Annotated in this window: 15 protein-coding genes and 1 tRNA gene; 7 read left to right on the plus strand and 9 right to left on the minus strand. The window is 42.2% G+C overall.

The features are described from left to right. Positions 1-53: 53 nt before the first annotated feature. Positions 54-1,343, minus strand: coding sequence for a three-Cys-motif partner protein TcmP (gene tcmP / locus V7K31_RS05935; protein WP_335093158.1), 1,290 nt, complete (start codon positions 1,341-1,343; stop codon positions 54-56). A 366-nt stretch (positions 1,344-1,709) separates the two neighbouring features. Here tcmP and V7K31_RS05940 point away from each other — a divergent pair, with 366 nt between their 5' ends. Next, the gene (locus V7K31_RS05940; RefSeq protein WP_335093159.1) at positions 1,710-1,940 is read left to right on the plus strand and encodes a type II toxin-antitoxin system HicA family toxin; all 231 of its coding nucleotides are present in this window, start codon (positions 1,710-1,712) and stop codon (positions 1,938-1,940) included. Continuing rightward, positions 1,927-2,145 carry a type II toxin-antitoxin system HicB family antitoxin gene (locus V7K31_RS05945; RefSeq protein ID WP_335093161.1) on the plus strand — a complete coding sequence of 73 codons (219 nt, stop codon included), beginning with the start codon at positions 1,927-1,929 and terminating at the stop codon, positions 2,143-2,145. Before V7K31_RS05940 ends, V7K31_RS05945 begins: the two co-directional genes overlap by 14 nt. Here the strand turns inward: V7K31_RS05945 and V7K31_RS05950 are convergent. Further along, a complete protein-coding gene (locus tag V7K31_RS05950) occupies positions 2,142-2,297 on the minus strand; it encodes a hypothetical protein (RefSeq protein WP_335093163.1) in 156 nt (51 codons plus the stop codon). The genes V7K31_RS05945 and V7K31_RS05950 overlap by 4 nt on opposite strands. A gap of 742 nt (positions 2,298-3,039) precedes the next feature. On the opposite strand from V7K31_RS05950, the gene V7K31_RS05955 reads away from it, so the two are divergent. Beyond that, a complete protein-coding gene (locus V7K31_RS05955) occupies positions 3,040-4,149 on the plus strand; it encodes a histidine decarboxylase (protein ID WP_335093165.1) in 1,110 nt (369 codons plus the stop codon). A 59-nt stretch (positions 4,150-4,208) separates the two neighbouring features. Here the strand turns inward: V7K31_RS05955 and V7K31_RS05960 are convergent, their stop codons facing one another. Next, a complete protein-coding gene (locus V7K31_RS05960) occupies positions 4,209-9,860 on the minus strand; it encodes a PAS domain S-box protein (protein WP_335093166.1) in 5,652 nt (1,883 codons plus the stop codon). A 1,142-nt stretch (positions 9,861-11,002) separates the two neighbouring features. After that, positions 11,003-11,362 (minus strand): Rieske (2Fe-2S) protein, encoded by a 360-nt coding sequence (locus V7K31_RS05965; protein WP_335093450.1) that lies wholly within the window; start codon positions 11,360-11,362, stop codon positions 11,003-11,005. Positions 11,363-11,641: 279 nt separating this feature from the next. Here V7K31_RS05965 and V7K31_RS05970 point away from each other — a divergent pair, with 279 nt between their 5' ends. After that, entirely contained in the window at positions 11,642-13,513 is a 1,872-nt protein-coding gene (locus V7K31_RS05970; protein ID WP_335093167.1) for a vWA domain-containing protein, read from the plus strand. Positions 13,514-13,532: 19 nt separating this feature from the next. On the opposite strand, the gene V7K31_RS05975 is transcribed toward V7K31_RS05970, so the two are convergent. Continuing rightward, on the minus strand, positions 13,533-14,231 hold the full coding sequence (locus V7K31_RS05975) for a DUF6745 domain-containing protein (protein ID WP_335093169.1): 699 nt from the start codon (positions 14,229-14,231) through the stop codon (positions 13,533-13,535). After that, a complete protein-coding gene (locus V7K31_RS05980) occupies positions 14,231-14,572 on the minus strand; it encodes a hypothetical protein (RefSeq protein WP_335093171.1) in 342 nt (113 codons plus the stop codon). Before V7K31_RS05980 ends, V7K31_RS05975 begins: the two co-directional genes overlap by 1 nt. A 433-nt stretch (positions 14,573-15,005) precedes the next feature. Between V7K31_RS05980 and V7K31_RS05985 the strand changes: the two genes are divergently transcribed. Further along, a complete protein-coding gene (locus V7K31_RS05985) occupies positions 15,006-15,578 on the plus strand; it encodes a single-stranded DNA-binding protein (protein ID WP_335093173.1) in 573 nt (190 codons plus the stop codon). A 62-nt stretch (positions 15,579-15,640) separates the two neighbouring features. Here V7K31_RS05985 and V7K31_RS05990 read toward each other — a convergent pair whose 3' ends face one another. The 3 genes from V7K31_RS05990 to V7K31_RS06000 form a co-directional block, all read right to left on the minus strand. Continuing rightward, positions 15,641-18,652, minus strand: coding sequence for a UPF0182 family protein (locus V7K31_RS05990; RefSeq protein ID WP_335093175.1), 3,012 nt, complete (start codon positions 18,650-18,652; stop codon positions 15,641-15,643). Beyond that, positions 18,630-19,268: a hypothetical protein gene (locus V7K31_RS05995; RefSeq protein WP_335093176.1), complete on the minus strand. Its 639-nt coding sequence runs from the start codon at positions 19,266-19,268 to the stop codon at positions 18,630-18,632. Before V7K31_RS05995 ends, V7K31_RS05990 begins: the two co-directional genes overlap by 23 nt. Before the next feature lie 105 nt (positions 19,269-19,373). After that, the gene (locus V7K31_RS06000) at positions 19,374-20,318 is read right to left on the minus strand and encodes a glycosyltransferase family 2 protein (protein ID WP_335093177.1); all 945 of its coding nucleotides are present in this window, start codon (positions 20,316-20,318) and stop codon (positions 19,374-19,376) included. A gap of 153 nt (positions 20,319-20,471) precedes the next feature. On the opposite strand from V7K31_RS06000, the gene rplS reads away from it, so the two are divergent. Both rplS and V7K31_RS06010 read left to right on the plus strand, forming a co-directional pair. After that, complete coding sequence (gene rplS, locus V7K31_RS06005) at positions 20,472-20,834, plus strand: 50S ribosomal protein L19 (RefSeq protein ID WP_273766612.1); 363 nt, start codon at positions 20,472-20,474, stop codon at positions 20,832-20,834. Positions 20,835-20,979: 145 nt separating this feature from the next. Next, a tRNA-Trp gene (locus V7K31_RS06010) sits at positions 20,980-21,052 on the plus strand. The last annotated feature ends 2 nt before the right edge of the window (positions 21,053-21,054 follow it).

Raw genomic sequence — 21,054 nt, forward strand, 5'->3', positions numbered from 1 at the left:
TTAGAAATCCTCACATCCTTAGTTTAGTTATTTAAGAGATGATAAAAAATATCTTAAAAAATTGAAAGCTGTTTATATTTAGTTAATTTGATTATATCACTTTTTCGTAAATCAACTTTACGCTCTTTTACTATTTCACCTTTTCTCCAAATCTCTATTTCTTTTTCATTTCTAAGTAGATTTATATAAATTTTATAATGCTCTTTACTAGCTGGGTTACGTTCCATAGTTTGATGACAAAGCTCACGGAAAATAATTCCGTCTTGATTATTGCGTATAATATTACCCAGATGAGTATCCAATTTCTCTAAACAGAATTCCTCACTATTTTTGGTAATATCAAATTTCAATTCCAGTTGGTTTTCTTCATAAAAATCTGCTGTTCTGAATCCATGTCCATATAATTCAAAATAATATTGATAATCTAAGTTATTTTCTTGCCAAAAACTTTCTTTCATTACTTCTAAAGCCCTAATGTTTTGAGAAAGATGCATGAGATAATATAAAACGCTAACATTACCTCTAGGAATCATTGAAAAAGTAAATACATATTCAGCCTTACCTTTATCTCTAAATAACCTCATGGATTCATTTCTAAGAGAACACTTACCTCCTGTTGTCTCAAAACTATTGAAATTATCAAATTTATAGTATTCTTCTGCCTCTAGCATTCTGTTAAATGTATCTTTTTCTTTTCCAGACTTACCAATAACAAATCTTTTTATAAAATCAATCATATATGTGTATAGTATTTCCGATCCTCTTAAATCATTAATTTTCCTAATACTTTGCATAGAAACATCAGTCCATCCAAAGGGATCTAGAAAAAAGAACGAATGTCCTTTGCGAATATCGATTTTGAATATAATTTCATTTACCAAGTTCTCAAATTCGCCACATATAAATTCACATTCTTCTACTAACTTTCCAACTTCGCCTTTAAATTCATGCGGTTGCCCATTAACTAACTCGCCTAGACCAGCTTTTGGCATGGAATAATTTTTAAGACAAGCTAAATGTTCTCGATTATTATCTATAAAAATAAATTTAACATTTAAATCATACTGGCGTTTTGATTTTTTATAGCCTGCGCGAATAGCTTCTATAATTCTAATAGGTGAGCCTTGCCACTCTGTTTTATTATCCTGGTCATAATACATACCACCTCCACAAAATCCATCAACAAAAGTAAACGTTCTTTCTCCATATCTACCTTTGCCATAAAGTGTGTAAATAAGATTTTCAAGATATGTTTCAATAATTTGATGTTTGGCTTTGGTATGAGGATTTATATCAGGAATATGGCTTCCATCAGCACTCCAAGTTGCTTGTGATTCGCTCATGTTGATTGTCTCCACAGTAATATTCAATACTAATCTAAAATAAGTAGATTGAAAAGCGATCACACACGCCAAGTTCTCTAAAAAGAGCGATCGCCTGAAAAATCTCCACAGTGCGTAGGCAAAGCCCGCCGCAGGCATCGCTCCTCTTCTTCCTCTATGTCGCGCCTCTGCGGTTCGTTAAAAAAGCGATCGCCAAAACTCCACAGTGCGATCGCTCTATTCTTCCTCTGTGGTTTGTTAAAAAGGGCGATCGCATAACCTACTTCATTATAAATACGTTTTCCCTGGACTCATCTTGAAGTATTGCATTCCTAGATTTGCTGTAAGTGCGATATCTTGGGATTAATTAAGCGTCTAAACCTGACAATGCCAAAGAAAATCAGGGAACTTAAACAAATGCTGGCAAGAGCAAATTTTACAGAAATCCCAGGTAAAGGAAGTCATACAAACTGGATACATCCTTTATATGCGGGAAAACTCACGGTTTCTGGTAAAGACAGTTCAGACGCAAAACGTTATCAAGAGAAAGACGTTCAACAAGCAATTCAAGAAGTAGAAGAAAAACAGCGAGAGAATCAAGAAGATGAGCAAATTTAAATATCAAATGCTAATTCAATGGTCTGATGAAGACAACTGCTTTTTAGTCGGATTTCCCGATTTCCCTGGACAGCCTTTTCGGACGCATGGCGATACTTATGAGGAAGCTGTTGCAAATGGTACTGAAGCATTGGAGTCACTGATAATGGCTTATGAAGCCACTGGGGAAGCACTTCCAAAACCGACTGTTTGTAAGGTGGCTTAAATGGGTAGTGCGTTGATAAAGTGACTGGCTTGTTTTGTAGCGCCTAACCTAACTTTATCATCAAGGCGATCGCCAAATCTCCACAGTGCGTAGGCGTTGGCGTAGCCTCTCCAAGAGTTGCCCACACAATAGCCGCGCTCAGTGACCACCACAGGTATCGCTAAGATATTGGGTGATAAATATTTAAGTGGGTAACTGAACAAACTGACCTGAACAAAACAGCAGTAACTCAAGCCAAACAAAGCTTTAAGGATGCAGAATCTGATTAGATTCAAAGCTATGGAATGCAAAAGATATGAAGACCAGTTGTGCAAGGAATTAAAATTTCATGAAGATGACTCAGTAATTAAAGATGTGATGAAGGTTACTAAGTAATGCTTGAGTATTCAGGGTCTATGTGATTTCATGGAAATAAGAAATAAGAAATACGTCACACAAGTATCGCTGACTGAATGAACGTGCAATATGAATTAGCTAGCTGCAAAATTTAATACCACTTATTGGAGACTATTTAATGGTCTGCTTATTTATGCCGTGCTGTACCAGTTTTTAGGTAAATAATTTTAGCAGTTTTCCTGGTATGTAAGTACTTTCTAAGCTATAGCACATAGATAACAGGAAAAAGTGTGGGCAAGAGAGCCTTTATTCAGATCAACATTGCTTGCTATTCTCAATATCTTCAGCAAAAAGATAGATGTATATTTTACCAAAATAACACAATTAAACTGTGTGATTGAATATTAATAAAAACCCATACTTTCTTTCAATTACTTAGATATCTGCTCCCTTCTAGACTTGTAAATAGCAACTATATCTTGACAGGAAAGACTAAAGGTATTGTGTGGTTTTGCGAGATTCAAATTGGATGTTTATGAGTTTAATGTAATTAAGATTATGTCCACTGCAAACTTGTCTATTCTCTCGATTGATGGTCTGTTAGAACGTCTTCAAAGTCGCTCAAAGCTTCATGCTGGTTATCCTTATAATCTAGCATTTGATTCTCACCGTGTATTACCGCTTTTAAAATACACACTTAATAATTTAGGTGATGCATACGTAGAAGGTAATTATGGAATCAATACCAAAGATTTTGAGCGAGAAATAATTAGTTTTTTTGCAGATATTTATCATCTCGAAAAAGATGATGCTTGGGGATATGTAACATCCTGTGGTACTGAAGGAAACCTTTATGGTATTTTGATGGGGCGTGAGTTATATCCAGATGGAATTCTTTATGGTTCAGCTGATTGTCACTATTCAGTGGTAAAAGCTGCAAGGATGTTTCGCATACCATTTGTAGAAATAAAAAGTCAGATTCATGGGGAAATAGATTATTCATCGTTGCATGAAGCTCTCGATAAGAATAGGGATAAACCTGCAATTATTAATGTAAATGTGGGAACTACAATTACAGGGGCAGTGGACGATATTAGTAAAGTAGTAGCAATACTTTCTGAACTAAATATAAGTCAGTTTCATATTCATGTAGATGGAGCTTTAGGAGGAATGCTAATTCCTTATATGGAAGAAGCTACTCCTCTAGATTTCTCTCGATATCCAATTGGTTCTATAGCAGTTAGTGGTCATAAATTTATCGGTTCTCCAATCCCTTGTGGAGTAGTGCTAGCACGGAAAGAAAAAGTGCAATCCTTTGATATTGAATATCTTGGCTCAACGGATACAACAATTACAGGCAGTAGGAATGGATTAACACCAGTCATTCTCTGGGATGCTATTAAACAGCGAAAACATCTCTTTAAAGAGGAAGTATTAAACTGTCGGAGGTTAGCAGAATATTTCTGGAATAAAATTGCTGAATCAAGAAAGTTTGCACTGATTAATCCTTTCTCGACTACGGTTGTATTTGAGCGTCCAGAGAAGTTCATTGAGAAACGATGGCAACTAGCTTGTTATGGCAAAATTGCTCATATTGTAGTTATGCAGAATCATAATCAAGCAACATTAGAACAGCTTTTAGAAGAGATAGGTGTGATGAATACATAGAGGGTGTTTGAAAAGTCGATAGGGTTTGAGATGCGCTAACCCTGTGAGTTTTTATCCCCTCAACACTTACTAATCAATTCCATAATTTTCTCAAACTGAAAATCATGAGCGAAATTCTTGATAAAATTTCGCAGTGCAGCATTTTCAGAAGGGATTTGCTCAATCAATTCCAAAATCAGGTCATCACTGCATTGGGCTGCGGCAGTGTACACCTGTTTCATCCATTCAGGCGACATTTCAGATAATAGAGTCACTAAATCCGTAAGCGTCAACATTGATTCTATTTCCTGTTGCCTTGCATCTGCTATCTGATAGCTTTCTTCTTGATAAATATATTCAACTCCTAAATATTCGCTCAATTTCTCTAGTAATTGTTCCTCGCGGAAGGGCTTGTTAATATAATCATCACAACCCGCTTTGATCATTGCCTCTCGCTGTTCCTCAAAGGCATTAGCAGTTAAGGCGATGATAATGGTGTTGCGATTTGGAATTAAGGTTTCTTCTCTAGCTTTAATAACTTTTGTGGCTTCATAGCCGTCCATAATCGGCATCCGCATATCCATTAAAATTAGGTGTGGTTGCCATGTCTGCCAAAGTGCGATCGCTTCAGTGCCATTTGTTGCTTCCTGGACTGCAAAACCAATAGATGTCAGAATTTTGATTAGCACTAAACGGCTGTCTGTGGAGTCATCAACCACCAAAATGCGGTATTCGCTTTGCTCAGGCGCTAAACTCAGAACTTGCTGTCTAATTTGCTTGATCTGGATTTCGCTAGCTGCGGCTAGATCAATTTGAATATCAAAAGCAAATTTACTTCCCTCGCCAATAATGCTGGAGACGCTAATATTTCCCCCCATTAGTTGTACGTATTTGCGGCTAATTGCTAAACCTAGTCCTGTTCCCTGTTGCGATTTCCTTCCGGTTTCAGTTTGCCCAAAAGCTTCAAACAACAAGTCAATTTCTTCTGAGGCAATACCACAACCAGTGTCTTGTACCTCGAAGAAGAGATGAGGAGGATGAGGTAAAATTTTCTCCTCCATCTCCCCCATGCCTACTCGTAGCATCACTCTCCCAGTATCGGTAAATTTGATTGCATTTCCCAAGAGGTTAAGCAAGACTTGACGCAGTTTACTTTCGTCAGCTTGAACGTATTGGGGGAGGTAAGATTTATATTCAAAGACCAATTCTAATCCTTTGGAGGTGGCGCGGAAGCGCAACATCTCTTCGAGGTTTTCCAAGAGGCGAATTAAGTCAAAACTGTTGAGATTTAATGTTATTCTGCCAGCTTCGATTTTAGACATTTCCAAAATGTCATTAATTAAGTTAAGGAGATGTTCGCCAGCACGATTGATGATTGTTAGATTTTGCTGATGTTCTGTAGATAAAGCACGATCATGGCTCATCACTTGGGTAAAACCGAGGATAGCGTTGAGTGGGGTACGTAATTCGTGGCTCATGTTGGCCAGGAATTCGCTTTTGGCGCGGTTGGCAGCATCAGCAATGATCACAGCTTCTTGCAATGCTTGTGACTGCGTTTGGGTTTGCGCCAGCAATTGTGCCTGCCCAAAAGCAACACCCAACTGATTGCCAATTTGAACTACGATGTTGACTTCTTCTGCTTTCCATTGACGGGGAGTGGAATTTTGATAACTCGCTAGTAATCCCCAAAGCTGACTACCATATAAGATGGGGACAATAATGTAGGCTTTAGCCTGAAAGCGCTCTAAGAAATTGACATAAAAAGGATGAAACCCAGCCTTGTAAATGTCTGGGACACAGAGGAAACTTGCATCTGGGGTTGCTTGCACATCAGGATCTTGCACCTGGTTATCCGCGCTAGCCAAAATTTTTGCTAGGCAATGGCCGTCTTGGAAGACACCTTGTGTGAGATTGGGATCATTGTTGTGTTCTTCAATCAGAGAAATCCAACCATTACCTACCGACTCGGAGACAAATTCGCCACTCCACTGGGGATTGAAACGATAAACAACAACTCGATCGCAATTGAGTACTTGCCGTAATTCTTGGGTTGTAGCCGCAAATATCGTCTCTAAATCTAGTGTTTGGCGCATCCTTTGAATTACTTGGGCGATCGCTCTTTCCCGTTCTGCACTCTCACGCAAAGCTTCTTCTGCTAATTTTCTCTCGGTAATATCTGTAATTGTACCGATGTAACCTTTGATTTCTCCATCATCTCCAAATTCTGGCAAAGCTTGAGCAATTACCCAGACGACTGTACTATCAGTATGCAAGAAACGATGTTCGGACTTATACATTATTTTAGCCTCTCTTGCTTGATTCCATACCAAGAATAGCTGCTCGCGGTCGTCTGGATGTACGGCATTTACCCAAGCTGTTCCCAGAGACTCTTCTAAACTGCATCCAGTAATCTCACTCCAGCGTTGATTAAAATATAAAACATTACCATTTATATCTGCGTGAAATATACAAGCTGGTGAGGCTTCTGCTAGAAGTTGATATCGCTGTTGACCTGACTGCAAAGCTAATTCTGCTAATTTGCGATCGTTAATGTCTGCCCAATAACCAACGCATTCTATAGGGTAATCAGCTTCGTCACGGATTAACCTCATCTTTTCGTAAAACCAGTGATAAGTTCCGTCAGCGTGTAACCACCGATATTCGTAGGAGATGTACTCGTGTTCAACAAGCTCGTTAAATTTTTCTGAGATCAGTTCAATATCTTGGGGGTGGACGTGCTGGAGCCAGAAACTGGAATCTTCGATAAATTCCCGCGCTTCGTAGCCCACCATTGCTTTAATGTTCTCACTGATAAAGGTAGTGCTAAAATCTTCTGATGTTTTGCTGCTATAAATAACTACTGGGCTAGAGGTGAGCAGATATTGTAAGCGTTCGTTGGCTAAACGCAATTCTTGTTCAACACGTTTGCGTTCGCGTAGCGCGGCTTGCCGTTCGCGCAGCGCTGCTTGCAGTTCGCTAATTTCTACAAAAACAGTGCCTATACCAGAGGGGCGATCGTCTTCACCAGGGATCGGAAAATAAGAAGCGAGGAAGTGGCGGATAATATCTGGTTGTTTAATTGATGCGGCGCTTAATTCTTGATTGAGAATGGGTTGACCAGTCAACAGAACCTGTTGATAGATTGGTTCCATTAAAGGGGCGATGTGGGGTAAGACTTCATAGATCGTTTTACCAATATGATCTTTCTGAGGTAGTCCATTAATCTCGGCTAGCAGTTGGTTGATTTGCACAAACCGCAGCTGATTATCTACAATGTTCATGCCGACGGGAGCGCTGCTAAAAAAGGCATTCAGGCGAGCTTCTCTGAGTGCTAATTCTTGTTCTAGAGTTTTGCGCTCAATTAACCCACCTAACTGAGCAGCAACAGCACTTACTAGCAAAAGCAAACGTCTATCTACCAATACTGAGCTACGTTTAAAAAACACTAAAACAGCTAATACTTGGTTTCCAGCCAGTATGGGAACACCAAAACTAGCTTTTAATCCTACTTTGGCAGCTTGTGGCGAGCGCAAAAAAACTGGCTCTGTAACTTCGGAAACATCTTCTATCCATTCTGGTTCCTGGCTTTGCCAAACTCTTCCTGGTAGTCCCAATCCCAGAGCAAATTTCACAGTTTGGCTTTGGCGGCAGAATTCTGCTAAACTGCTCTCTTCACCGTACCAACTCAGACTGTGTTCTAAAACAGTACCCTCTTCATTAGGTATCCATGCTTCACCAAAATCCCAGCCAATGGTGTGACAAATTAAGCGCAAGACCACTGCTAAAGCGCTATTGACATCACTGGCGCGGGCGATCGCTTGGGTTGTCAACAGTAGCAAACGGCTTTCATTTTCTGCCTGCTTACGTTCAGTAATGTCTTTCGCTGTGCCCAGTACGTACCATTGTCCATCAATCTCGATCATTTCCGCACTAAATAGTGTCGTCCTAATTTCTCCGGTGGAAGTGCAGACATCAACCTCATAGTTGCGGATGGCTTTAATTTGTCGCAGCGTGTGGGCGAGGAAATTATATTCTTCTGGATTTGCCCAAATATTCAATTCTTCATCGGTGCGATCGATCACCTGAGAACGAGAATAACCAAAAAACCGACAAAAGCTGTCGTTAACTTCGATGTAGCGTTTGTTGCGAACAGTAATTAAGGCAATTGGATCAGGAGATGACCGAAAAGCTGATGCTAACTTTTCTTCAGAAGCCCGTCGCGCTGCTTCGGCGCGTTGGCGTTCTTTTGCCTCCAACACCAAGGATGTTAAATTGCCCAGAGAGCGAGCAAAATTTTGGTCTTCTAGCGTCCAATGATGAGTAACTCCCACTGCCTCCATACATAAAACTCCTACGGTCTTGCCCTCCAGCCTAATGGGTGTATCGAGTATAGAAGTAATGTTTAATCTTGAGTAAAATGCAGAAAATTCTCTAGTTCTGGGATCGCTATGGGCATCATCTGCGGCGATTAGTTGGTCTTGGTGCAAAGCTGTAAAATAAGCTGGATAGTCTGCCTCTGCTAAGAAAAGTCCTTCGCTATGTTGATTACGCCTGGCCTCAAATAGGTCAAAACACTCGATTTTCGTGCCTGTTTCGTCATACAGCCAGATACTGGTTCGTTCCACCCCAATATTTTTCACAGATGTTTCTGTGATTTTACTCAAAGCTGCTTTCACATCACCCTGATAAAGCGTCTGATTTTGTGCCAGTTGGGTTAGCACTAGGTTATGCTTGCGGAGCTTAATCGCGCTTTCTTGGAGTAATTTTTCTACTCCGCGACGCTGCGTAATATTACTAACAGTACCTGTCATACCTATAACCAGACCCTCTTCGTTGCGTAAGGCGATCGCATTAAACATTAGATAAAGTAAAGTACCATCTTTAGCGACACAGGTAGTTTCATGCTGAAAGATCGGCTTTCCCTGAAAAACACGCTCAAAGGCTACTTTATCTTGAGCAACTTGTATCGGCCAGATGAAATCAGTCAAGGTACGCCCGATCATTTCCTGGGGTTCGTAGCCATAAATCTGCTTGACTGCCGGGTTGACAAAGGTAATTAGTCCATCAATATCCACCGACCAGATCATATCCTGGGATGTCTCCACAAGGTGGCGATATTGACTTTCACTCTTCTTCAAGGCGGCTTCGACTAAAAGGCGTTCGCCCTTGCCGTTGGCTGTGCCATTGCTTTGGTAAACTTCTCTACAAGAGGCTGCCTCAAGACTAACAGGAATTTCTTTGAAAATCTCTTCTAATTGTTTGTTCCGAATATTTAACTCAATCGCAACCCGTTGACGCTCTTTAATCTCCTCTTGCAGTTGGGCATTTTGTTCTTTTAACTGTTTTTTCAGCCTTTGGAGAGTGAGTTGATTTTGGACGCGTAATAAAACTTCTTTAGTTTGGAATGGTTGAGTAATATAGTCAATATCGCCTAAATCAAAAACATTTACTTCTTCAGATAATTCATCTAAAACACCGAAAAAAATGATCGGAATCTCTTGAGTTTTCTGGTTAGCTTTCAAATGTTGACAAACTTCATAACCATCCATCTCTGACATGAGAACGTCTAGCAAAATCAGATCAGGGGGAAAAGCCAGTGCCGTATTGATTGCCAATTGTCCAGAAATGGCACTTTGCACCTGATAAGCTTGGTGTTGAAGGATGTCTGATAAAAAATGTAAATTCTCTAGATTATCATCAACTAATAAAATTTTTATTTTTTGAGCATTCATATCAGTTATTAAGTTACAGGAATAAATTATTAAATCAAACTGAACATGAAATGATAAAGCAAAACTCTGTTACAAGATTGTAAATAAAATTATCCTCTTTTACCACCAAACTTCAGCGCCAGCTGTAGGGGGAAGTTGCAGATGAAGCAAGACAACTAGGTAAATTAGTTATGATTTCTGTATGACATCTCAAGAGCAGCCGCTCCCCTATTAGGGCTACGGTGTACACACAAGTCTTTCTCAATGCAATTTACAGTTAAGTCTCATAGCCCCTGAGATACCTCACCCTGGTTTTACTACGTAAAACCTGTCCCTCTCCTTAGTAAGGAGAGGGATTAAAGATAGGACAGGGTGAGGTTTTAGTAGACTTTTGGATAATCGGATATAGCGTTTCCCGACCTAGTGAGCTACACCTGTAAGGGCACGGCACTGCCCATTGGTGTCAACTTAAGCGTAAACCCTTTTAAAACCTCGTTTCCAGCAAGAAGGCTGGAAATGCGCCTCCTGGCGGCTCTGCCGCTTTTCTAGAGGGTCCGCCTCTAGAACGGCATTCCCAGTCGGAGACTCTTAACGAGACAAAGTATAAAAGCTTGTTCTAGACTAGCTTTCACGTTAAGTTGACACCAATGGGCACTGCCGTGCCCTTACACTAGCCGATATAATGTTGTACCGCATCTGAATGGGAACCCCTATAACTTGTGTATACACCTAGCCTCGCTTGCGGGGTGGGGTTCTTCGCTAGACAACAAAGCGTTGTGAACCAAGAGACTTGTGTTGTGAACCAACAGACTTGTGTTGTGAACTAACAGACTTGTGTTGTGAACTAACAGACTTGTGTTGTGAACCAACAGACTTGTGTTGTGAACCAATAGACTTGTGTTGTGAACCAACAGACTTGTGTTGTGAACCAACAGACTTGTGTTGTGAACCAACAAACTTGTGTTGTGAACTAAAGCAGGTTGCAAGTAAATAAAGTACACAATGAACAAAACCAAAGCATTTTCAGGCTCCGCCTGGGAAGGAGGAAAGCCTCATCAAGCTAGGTTTTTAGGTTTGATCAAAACCCCAGCTAAACTCATCGGCTGGGGTTTTTATTACTTTTTTTTACTCACCATTGTTGAGCTAAATTCCGGCAGAGGGTGCTATTCCTCTTGCACATCAACCCAGATACTACCTTCTTCCACACGAATCGGAAATATTGGTAGTGCCTTTGGTTGTGAAACCAAGGAGAGTAATTTACCTACACCAGGTGGCCAGGAACACCAGTCTTGTACTTCACCAGTCCGCAGGTCAAAAGCACTGTGATGGAAGGAACAAACAATTGTTCCACTTTCAGTGATTTTCCCACTTTTCAGTGGTAATTTCATGTGAGGACAGGTGTTATCTACAGCATAAAGCTGATTTTCGTGATTCAAAACCAGAATTTTCCGATTACCAACTTTCACCACTTCTCGCGCACCTGGGGAAAGTGCTTCGACTGCAAGAACTTTAGTCCAACTCATTAGGTTCTCCTCTCCTAATATATCTGCTTTCAGTTTCCCGCAATTGTGACCCGTGCGATCGCCTTTCAGTTGTGGCGAGTCGGGAAGGATAAAGTCAGTAGATCGCAAACTTTTCCCGAAAGAGCGGCCGCTGGACAGAGGCGAAAACTATAAAATATTACATAAAAGCAACTTTATACACTGAAAAAACTGATTTCTGGGTAAACTAAAGAGAGCGCTTCCTGTCCTAGCATCATCAGGATTGTGGCTGATAACAAACAATTTTGAGCGATATAAAAAATGATTAAGACAAGTTACGAATTTGACCAGTCTATCCTCCCCGCAGGATCTTCATTAAAGACTAATATTCTGCTACGTTTTCGGGTTGACATAGCTGAATCTCCCCGACGTCACCTTAACCTTTCTCTTGTAATTGACCGTTCCGGCTCTATGGCAGGCGCTCCCTTGCATCATGCACTCAAAGCCGCTGAGTCTGTCGTAGATCAACTTGAGCCAGATGACATTCTCTCAGTAGTTGTTTACGACGATGAAGTGGACAGCGTTGTGCCACCCCAGGCTGTAACTAACAAGGCCGCACTAAAAAATTCTATCCGCAAGGTTAGAGCCGGTGGGATTACCAACTTATCGGGGGGATGGCTCAAAGGCTGTGAACATGTGAAGACGCGACTTGATCCGCAAAAAATAAATCGTGTTCTCCTGCTTACCGATGGTCACGCCAATATGGGCATTCAAGACCCCAAAATACTCACAGCGACATCGGGGCAAAAAGCTGAGGAAGGCATTATCACAACTACGTTAGGTTTTGCTCAGGGTTTCAATGAAGACCTGCTGATTGGTATGGCAAGAGCCGCCACGGGCAACTTCTACTTCATTCAAAGTATCGACGAAGCAACGGAAGTGTTTAGTATTGAGCTAGACAGTCTCAGAGCAGTAGTGGGACAGAACCTCAAGGTGACACTTGAGTTAGCTGACGGTATCAGCCTTGTTGATACCTTAAGTCTTGCTAAAGTTAGCCAGAATGACGCTTCTCAAGCTGTCCTCACCTTGGGAGAGCTTTACGAGGGCGAAGACAAACTTCTCGGTTTGAGTTTGGTGATATCAAGCGCTCAAATTGGGGAGTTACCTGTGATGAAACTGCATTACAGCGCCGATGTTGTGCAAGATGACGTTATTCAAAATGTGTCAGGCACAGTAGATATCGTCGCCAAAGTGGGCACCGTTGAGGAAGCAGCTTTTGCCTCTACCAGCCAGATCATTCTGGAACTGAGTCGCCTGACGATCGCTAAGGCCAAAGAAACTGGACTCAATCTAGCTGAACATGGCAAGCATCAGGAAGCTGAAGAAACCCTCCGGGCGCTTGTGAAAGATTTGCGGGATAAAGGGTTGAGCGAGAATTTTGAAATTGCTGAAGAGATTGATCAGCTTGAGTATTTTGCAGGTCGGATCGCCCAAAAAGCTCTAGGCAATGCCGGACGTAAAGAGATGCGGGATCAATCTTACCAGACAATGACGCGCAATCGCAGCGATCTGGTGGGTCGAGGTGTCACTGCTGGCGATGAAGTGTACGCGATACCGATTGTCAATGAAGTCGGTTCGGGTGTTGAATTGTATTGTGTTCGTGAAGGGGGTAAACTGCGGGTCAAAGTCATATCCGAAGGCTACGATTCAACCAAGAACATCCAGTTTCCTCGGGCGATTCGTGCCGAGGGGGCACGCTATGTTGTTGAAGGACTGGAACTCTCAAGCGATGGCTTCGCCAACGCCAAGGGCGAACGCACTTTCTACCGTGTAGGTGGTAAAATTACCCGTCTTACTCAACCTGGTGAAGCAGATATCTTCGTTGCCCCTAGACAATCGAATCTAACTAACACAGGCAAAGCTTCCAAAGGCCCTGCTAGTGCCGCCGATCTGACCACAACTGACAGTGTAGGGGACAGCATTTTAGTTCAGTGTGTCAAAGATGGCAGCAAGCTGCGTGCTAGGGTAGTTTCAGACGGATATGAACCGGATTGGAATATGCGCTTTCCGCGATCGGTGCGCGAGGAAGGAATGCTTTATCTCGTTGATGAAGTCAAAACAGCACCTGATGGCAAGTCCTATATTGCCTGTGGTGAAATTAAGCGATTTGTGCAACCCACTTCTAGCAATTGAGTAGCCCTTTCAATCCTAATTACGCCTCGATCGCAGGGTTATAATCATCTGGGTTATTAAAACCTGCAATCCAGGCGGCTGCCTGATGGCAATTTCGCATCTCAGGGGGAACGCGCAGGATGTGAATATGTCCTGTGGATGGACAGGTAACTTTCAAGACCATAAGCGGCTCGTCATCCTCAAAAGGAATGTAGACTAGTTGACGTTCTCCCCCAGAGTCTCGATCGCGATCGCGGATCAACCCTCCCGCTTGCTGCAAAAATGTCTCGTATCCCAGACGTTCAATCAGCACACGCCGTAACTCAACATTTTCTATATTCAGGATATCCGGCCCAGTTATGGACTGGGATTCAAAGGCAATCTTATCCGTCACCTGCACGCCTCGCCAGCGCAAGAGAAAACCATGCCCCGCAGATAAACTGGTAATCCCACTTCCGGCCAACTCGATCCAATAAGTAACGTAGAGTCCTTGCGGAAGAGTAGTCAGGTTTACACAGTCGCTAATATCAATACTTTCACAGGTGAGATTTTCAGGTAGATTGTAAAGATCCAACGCACCGCTTAAATCCAGATGACCCAAAACGCGCATACGATCCCAGGCGCGATGCTCAAGGATAAGTTTTCGAGCAAGTTCAGCCGATACAGGCTCGTGGCTTTCGTTTGGGCGCTGCAAAACTTGTTTATTCGGCACACGTCCTTTCGACATGATCTTCAGCATTAGTCCATCACCTCCACGTAAGTATCAGGGCGATATTCACGTTGTCTCCAGACGCGGTAAAGACCTTGGGGTAATTCAATCGCCCGATGTTCTTCATGAACTAAAGTCGCACTTGCTTCTTTAACTTCAACAAAAAGATCACTACCATGTACCCACAACTGAACAGCATTGGATTGCTGAATGCGATGGCTGTGTCCTGTGATTTCACCATGAGCCAGAGTAGCACCTACACGTTTTTGAGTACCGACAGGTAAGTTAGCAATACGTCTGATTAGAACGTCGCCATGTCTGTACAGAACACTAGCTTGGTTAGCTTGGGAGTTATTACTGTCGTTAAACATCTTGTGATCATCCAATACTTAGTAGTTAATATAACCTAAATTCCCCGGTTCATATAGTGTTCGTCTAATTTACCCATCTGGCGCGACCTTCCAGCAAGGTTGATCGCCTTGGGTGTTCTCCAGTTCATGTCAAGACTTAATTTTTGCCAAGAATTTTTTCTATTTCAGGAGTTGATGGTACAATTATACTACTCATGCAGAATTCAATGCTCATTTAGTCAAGCGAAGGTGGCGAGTAGCATATTTAATGCTGTTCAAAGCGATCGCTTGGCTTTTATGTTAAGAATAACTAAAAGTAAGAGTGGATGTAAGAAATTTATTCAGACATTATTAAAAAATGCAAACAATTAAACATATCTAGATATTAATTGGCACTACATAGAAAAACCCCCTGTTTTTCAATCAGCACTTTTTGCAGTCAGGAGTAATTATAATGAACAGCTGCGTTTTGATGGCGGAAATTATTAACGAGCCGCAACTCCGGTATACAGCCGATAATCTGGGAGTCACGGAAATGCTGGTGCAGTTTCCCAATTCCTTGAAACCAGAAGATCCGCCAGCCACCCTGAAAGTTGTCGGCTGGGGGAATTTAGCGACAGAAATTCAGCAAAACTACCACCAAGGCGATCGCGTCATGTTGGTAGGACGTTTAAGCATGAATACTGTTCCGATGGAAGGTTTTAAAGAAAAACGCGCTGAATTGACGGTGCAACAAATTCAACCTGTTGGAGGTAGTTTTAATACTGATCCATTGCCTTCAGCAACCGTAACTCCATCATTCACTGAAACTTCTCCACGACAACCATCTTCAGCATCTCGTCCTCCAGAGAAAGACGTTAACAGTTATGAGTCACCACGTCCAGCGCCTACCCCGGCGACAAATCCTGTTGGCGTTACTCCCCAAGCGACAAGTTACGAACCCGTACCCCAACCCACAAATTATGAGCGAACCACTTATCCAGCAGTGAAACAGGAAGAACCAGATCCAGATGATATTCCCTTCTAAAGTTGGTAGTTGAACGTGTATTCAATTTGCTCACCGTTGCCTGCCATATATTTTAAAATAGCTTAACCTGGTGGGGCTGCTTCTTCAAAGGGACGGATAATCGCAGGAGCTGGTGTAACTTCTGGTTTAAAGATTCCCTGCAATGCTTGTTTCAATGTTTGTGCCATAACAATCCGGTTTTCGTAAGCCACGACTACCCGCACCAAAGTTGGTAGGCTATTCTGTGTGGCTTCTAGATAGATTGGCTCGACATACAGCAGCGATTGCTCAATGGGAATTACTAGTAGATTGCCTTGAATGGCTCTCGATCCCTGGCGATTCCACAGAGAAATTTGCTGGGAAATTACTGGGTCTTGGTTAATCCGCGCCTCGATTTGCTCTGGCCCGTAAACCAGGCGTTCCTTAGGAAAGACATATAAAACCAGCCTACCGTAGTTGTTGCCATCCGATCGCGCCGCTAACCAAGCGATTAAATTAGTCCGTTGTTTGGGAGTATAGGGTAGAAGCAGAATAAATTCTTCTCGACGAGAGGCTGCGCCAACAAAGGTTACGGTGGGTAGACTAGTAATCAAATAATACGGCTCTACCGGACGGGGTTCACTGCCATAGATTTCGTTGGGGATTTGCCACTGGTCTTCCCGGTTGTAAAATACTTGAGGATCAGTCATGTGGTAGGTCATCAATCGCTCAGATTGAATTTTAAAAAAGTCCACCGGATAACGGGTATGACTGCGGAGATTTACTGGCATTGTACTGAGCGGTTTGAACATGTTGGGAAATATCGCTGACCAAGTGGCAATTATCGGATCGTTTGGATCGGCAATATAAAACTTAACAGTGCCGTGATAAGCATCAATCACCACTTTGATAGAATTGCGAATGTAGTTGATACCATCGCTACCAGTGTCTGAGTAAGGATAGCGATCGCTCGTCGTGTAGGCATCAACAATCCAGTAAAGATAACTGGGATTACTTGAGAAATTTTGATTAGCAGCAGCTACTAAATAGGGGTCGCTGTCAAATTTAAGGAAAGGTGCGATCGCTTGAATTCTTTGCTTGACATTTCGCCGAAGTAGGACTTTTGTCTCTGGCAAAAAGTCCCGCGTCAGTACCATCTGCCAATCTTTCAAATACATCGCAAATAACCAGCGTCGCCATGCTGAACCGATTTCAACGCCACCCAGACCATCGTAAGAGTTATAAACATTGTCACTACCACTAGGGTAATCTAACTCTCTAACTCTTGTGCCAGTCATCACATAAGTATTAGTAATTTCACCGTAATAAATTCGGGGTTGCCCAATGGGAATGCTTTCACGAATCGCTTTATTGGAAGTTGTGAGGGCGCTACTATCACCGCTAATATCTTTGACAAAATATTCTGGTAGCCCACCCGGCCCAACTGTATTAACTGGACTAACAGTAAACCCGAAACCGTGGGTATAAATAAGGCGGCGGTTAACCCATGTTTGAGCTTCCTGTGGTACGGCACTGTAATCTAATTCTCGTGCGGCAATCAGTACCTGTCGCCGTTCTGTTGATTCAACTGGTTCGTGGTTAGGTTCTGCTGGCTTTTGCGGCGCAGATAGTTGGCGTGAAGTTATATCTGTTTTGAGAGTGTAGCGGTCAATATCGGCATCGGGGAACCGATAGTAAGGCCGAATTTGTTGCAGTTGACGGTTAGTTTCTAATAGTGGTCGCTGATCCCACAGGCGAATATTCCGAATTGTCAAGTCATTATTTTGAATATTAGCTTCAGTCAATGTTCCTTGCGGGTTGAAGGTTCTAGCATCGATCGCCTCTAAATCGAATGCTTGGCGAGTCAAGGCGATAGTACGCTGAATGTAGGGTTGCTCTCGTTGTAACTCATTCGGTTGGACAATTAAATATTGCACCACAGTAGGTAGAACAACGTTAGCTGTTGCAACCAGTACTAGATAAATTCCTAACCCGTAAAAAAACAATCGGCGATGCTGAGATTTGGGTTTCCAGAAAAATGTTCGCCAAAGTAGGTAGAAGGCGATCGCTACTGCCAGGATGCACAAGACGGTATAAGCTGGCAACTGGGTTGTCACATCCGTATAGCTGGCACCATAACTTACTCCACGGGTAGAATACACGAGTTCATAGCGACTTTGCCAATAACTTAAAGCTACTACCAGCATCAACAAGCCACCCATACCGAATAAATGACGTTGCTGCTGGGGCGAAAAACCAGGGAAAATCCCCTGACTCAAACTGTCCCCTGACAGCATATAAGTGAGAGTAACGGCGACGAAGCCATACAAACATAATCCCATCAGCCAGAGTTCTAGCAGTTCCCAAAAGGGTAAGGAAAATACGTAAAAGCTGATATCTTGACCAAATAAAGGCTCAGTGCTGTTGAAAAGGGTGGGGTGGAAATATTGCAGCACCTTTGGCCAGTGGCAAAAGAGGATGAATGCAAAAATCGGACTTAACAAAACTGCGATCGCAGTTAGTAAAAATTGGGGATAGATTAAGATGGCGATCGCTACTCCCACAATTAAACCGAGATACCAGACTTGAGAGACAATTTGCCTTAAGAGTTGCCAGATTGTCTCTGGTCGGAATAAGGTGGGAATGGGTAGACTAGCGTTATTAACTGGAGAATGCCAGTATAAAAGAGCAATTTGACCATAGTGAGCCAGCATCAACCCAATCAACAAGCTCAGTACCAGGGTTAGGGGTAATAACCAGCGCAATCTCAATGGTTGAAAGCGTTGTGGCGCAAGTGTCCGGGTTTCGTTGCGTCTTAGATAATCAGGAGTGAGAAAATTTGTTAATTTACTGCTGAGTTCTGCTGACTCAATCTTTAGAGACTGGGGATATTTTAGCCGTTGTGCGAGAGCTAGGTTTAGGAGTAGATAGGCAGCAGTTATCCCAGCCACCACTACCCACAAAACACCACGAGTCACTAGCCTTAGCAGAAATACTTGGAGATAGCCGACTTCCTGAAACCAAAAAATCTCTGCTCCCAGGCGGGAACCCAGATCCAAGAGTAGCCACAGCCCCAAGAATACAATTAATAGTCTAAAGCCCCATTTCCAATACATTGATATCATTTCTCGACACAGGCAACAGTTGGATAACTTCTCCAGTATTTATCTTAGGATATTCACGCGAAAGTCGATTGTACACTTGTAGTAAAGACTTTTTTTCAGGATAATAATCAGGATAACTTAATGCTAATTCGTAGAAGTCAGTAAGAGCTTGTTGAATTTTACAACCTAAAAATTGTTTAACAAAACTATGTTTTCCAGTAATAACAAGGAAATCTAGCTTAGTACAAATAATGACCCAATCAGGCTCTCCAGAATACAGTGTAAACCAGAAAAGTCCACACTTCCAATTAAATTCTTCAATTGCTTCAGCCGTTGCTGGAAATACAAATGCGGGAGGGAATGGTTCTACAGGCTCAAATCCTATTGCGATAATTTCTTGATTTCTATTCTCCAATACTGCTTGCAATAGTTTGATTTCATCTTCTTCAGAAAAATGATCTCCACTTTCAGTTGCTATTGCAATCCAATCAGCCTGCTTAATAATGTTAAGTTTACTAGGGTCGACAGTACTTCCAGAACCCATTACAACTTTATTTAGTTTTTCCCTAAGTTTAGTTACTTCTTCAGGATTGAACACTGGCTGCAAAAATTTCCATTCTTCACTCATAATTTGCCTTGAGGTGATGATGGCTTATATCTGAAAGCTCTAAATATGTTTTTTATTCAGGCATAACATTCTCTCACAATCAAATGATTGTCAACGATTAAAAAGCTAGGAATCAATCAACACCAACTTACGAACCTCAGAATTTTGTCCCTGAGAGCGACGTGATGAGGCAGCTGTTAGCAAAAACTTCCAAGACTGAGGAGAAAGTATAGACAAATCTATCATTGAAAGAAAACTCTTGAGATTTTTTTGCTTCAGTGCTACTAAAATCCAATGCAGTTTTAGGTAATTTTTTATATCCTGAAAGATGGGAATCTTTGAGCGATGTTGGTCTTTTACCAAGGCGTAAATTTTCTCCTTCATCAAAATATTTGTAGCTAACCGGCGAGACAAAGAAAACTTTTGATTATAAGCACCAGGCCAGATAGTCCGGTAAGCAAGACACTGGTTGCAGAAAATAGCATCACCAAACTGAGCAATCCGAATCCAAGAATCGATGTCATCACAGTTAGCATCAAGTGTGGAGTCCCAACCACCAGTTTGGAGGAAAGTATCACGTCTGCAAGCTACTTGGACAGGCGTGCCAAAAGGTACAAGCTCTAACAGCATACCGTAGTGAATATCGGCTTGTGGGATATAAAAAGCTAAACCAGGGCCAACTTCGGGGGTGCGAGAGAGTTCAACTTCATTGCCATCTACCTGAGCCGCCACACAAGAGCAGATTACAGCATCGGGACGAAGTGCGATCGCCTTCGCCATCTCTTCTATGCAGTTGGGCGCTAAATAGTCGTCATCATCTAAAAACTTAATCCAGTCGCCGCTAGCTTTGGCAACTCCAGCATTTACCGTTGCTGCATGACCAAGGTTGACTTCGTTACGATGGTAAACAAGCTTGTCCCCTAAGCTTTTGAGATATGTTTGGGTGTCATCAGATGAACAGTCGTCGGCAACAACCACCTCGCACTCGATTGTTTGGTTACGAGCCGAGTCAATTGCTCTTTGCAGCAAGTTCAAGCGATTATAGGTACTGATGACGACGCTAAATTTCATAAATTTTACCCCTGTGGTACAGCATTCTGCAATATAGCTTTGATATCTAGGCTGTTGTATCAGTAAAATTATCAATCCTAACAAGTAGACTGAAATAGGATTATCGATTTATGATTGATGATTGTGAGTTTTTTTTAAGTAGACAGAAAGACTATGAATGCTCAAGAGATTATCCGCTCGATTGAAGCGGAACAGATAAAATCGAATCTGCCCGACATTTATGTGGGCGACACCGTAAAAGTGGGAGTGAAAATCAAGGAAGGCGAAAAATACCGCGTACAACCTTACGAGGGAGTAGTGATTGCCATGCGGAATGGTGGCATCAACGAAACTATTACAGTTCGTAAGGTTTTTCAAGGCGTGGGCGTCGAGCGGGTATTTCTGTTGCATTCTCCCCGGATTGACAGCATTAAAGTATTACGTCGCGGTAAAGTCCGCCGTGCTAAACTGTATTATCTCCGCGATCGCGTAGGTAAGGCAACCCGGATTAAGCAACGGTTTGACCGCCCTTTGTGATTCGTCCTTCAAAATTATGGGAGAAGCATCAAGCGGCATCTGCCGCTAACTTGTTTTCCTGACAAAATTGAGGTATGATAAAAAATGGATATTGCGTTAAACTGAAATTTAGTTCAGCGCAATCACTAAATCCAAAACAGCTTGTGCGCTCTTAGTTCAGTTGGTAGAACGCAGGTCTCCAAAACCTGATGTCGGGGGTTCAAGTCCTCCAGGGCGCGCT

Origin of the sequence: Nostoc sp. (assembly GCF_036917675.1) — a bacterium.
Classification (GTDB): Bacteria; Cyanobacteriota; Cyanobacteriia; order Cyanobacteriales; family Nostocaceae; genus Nostoc.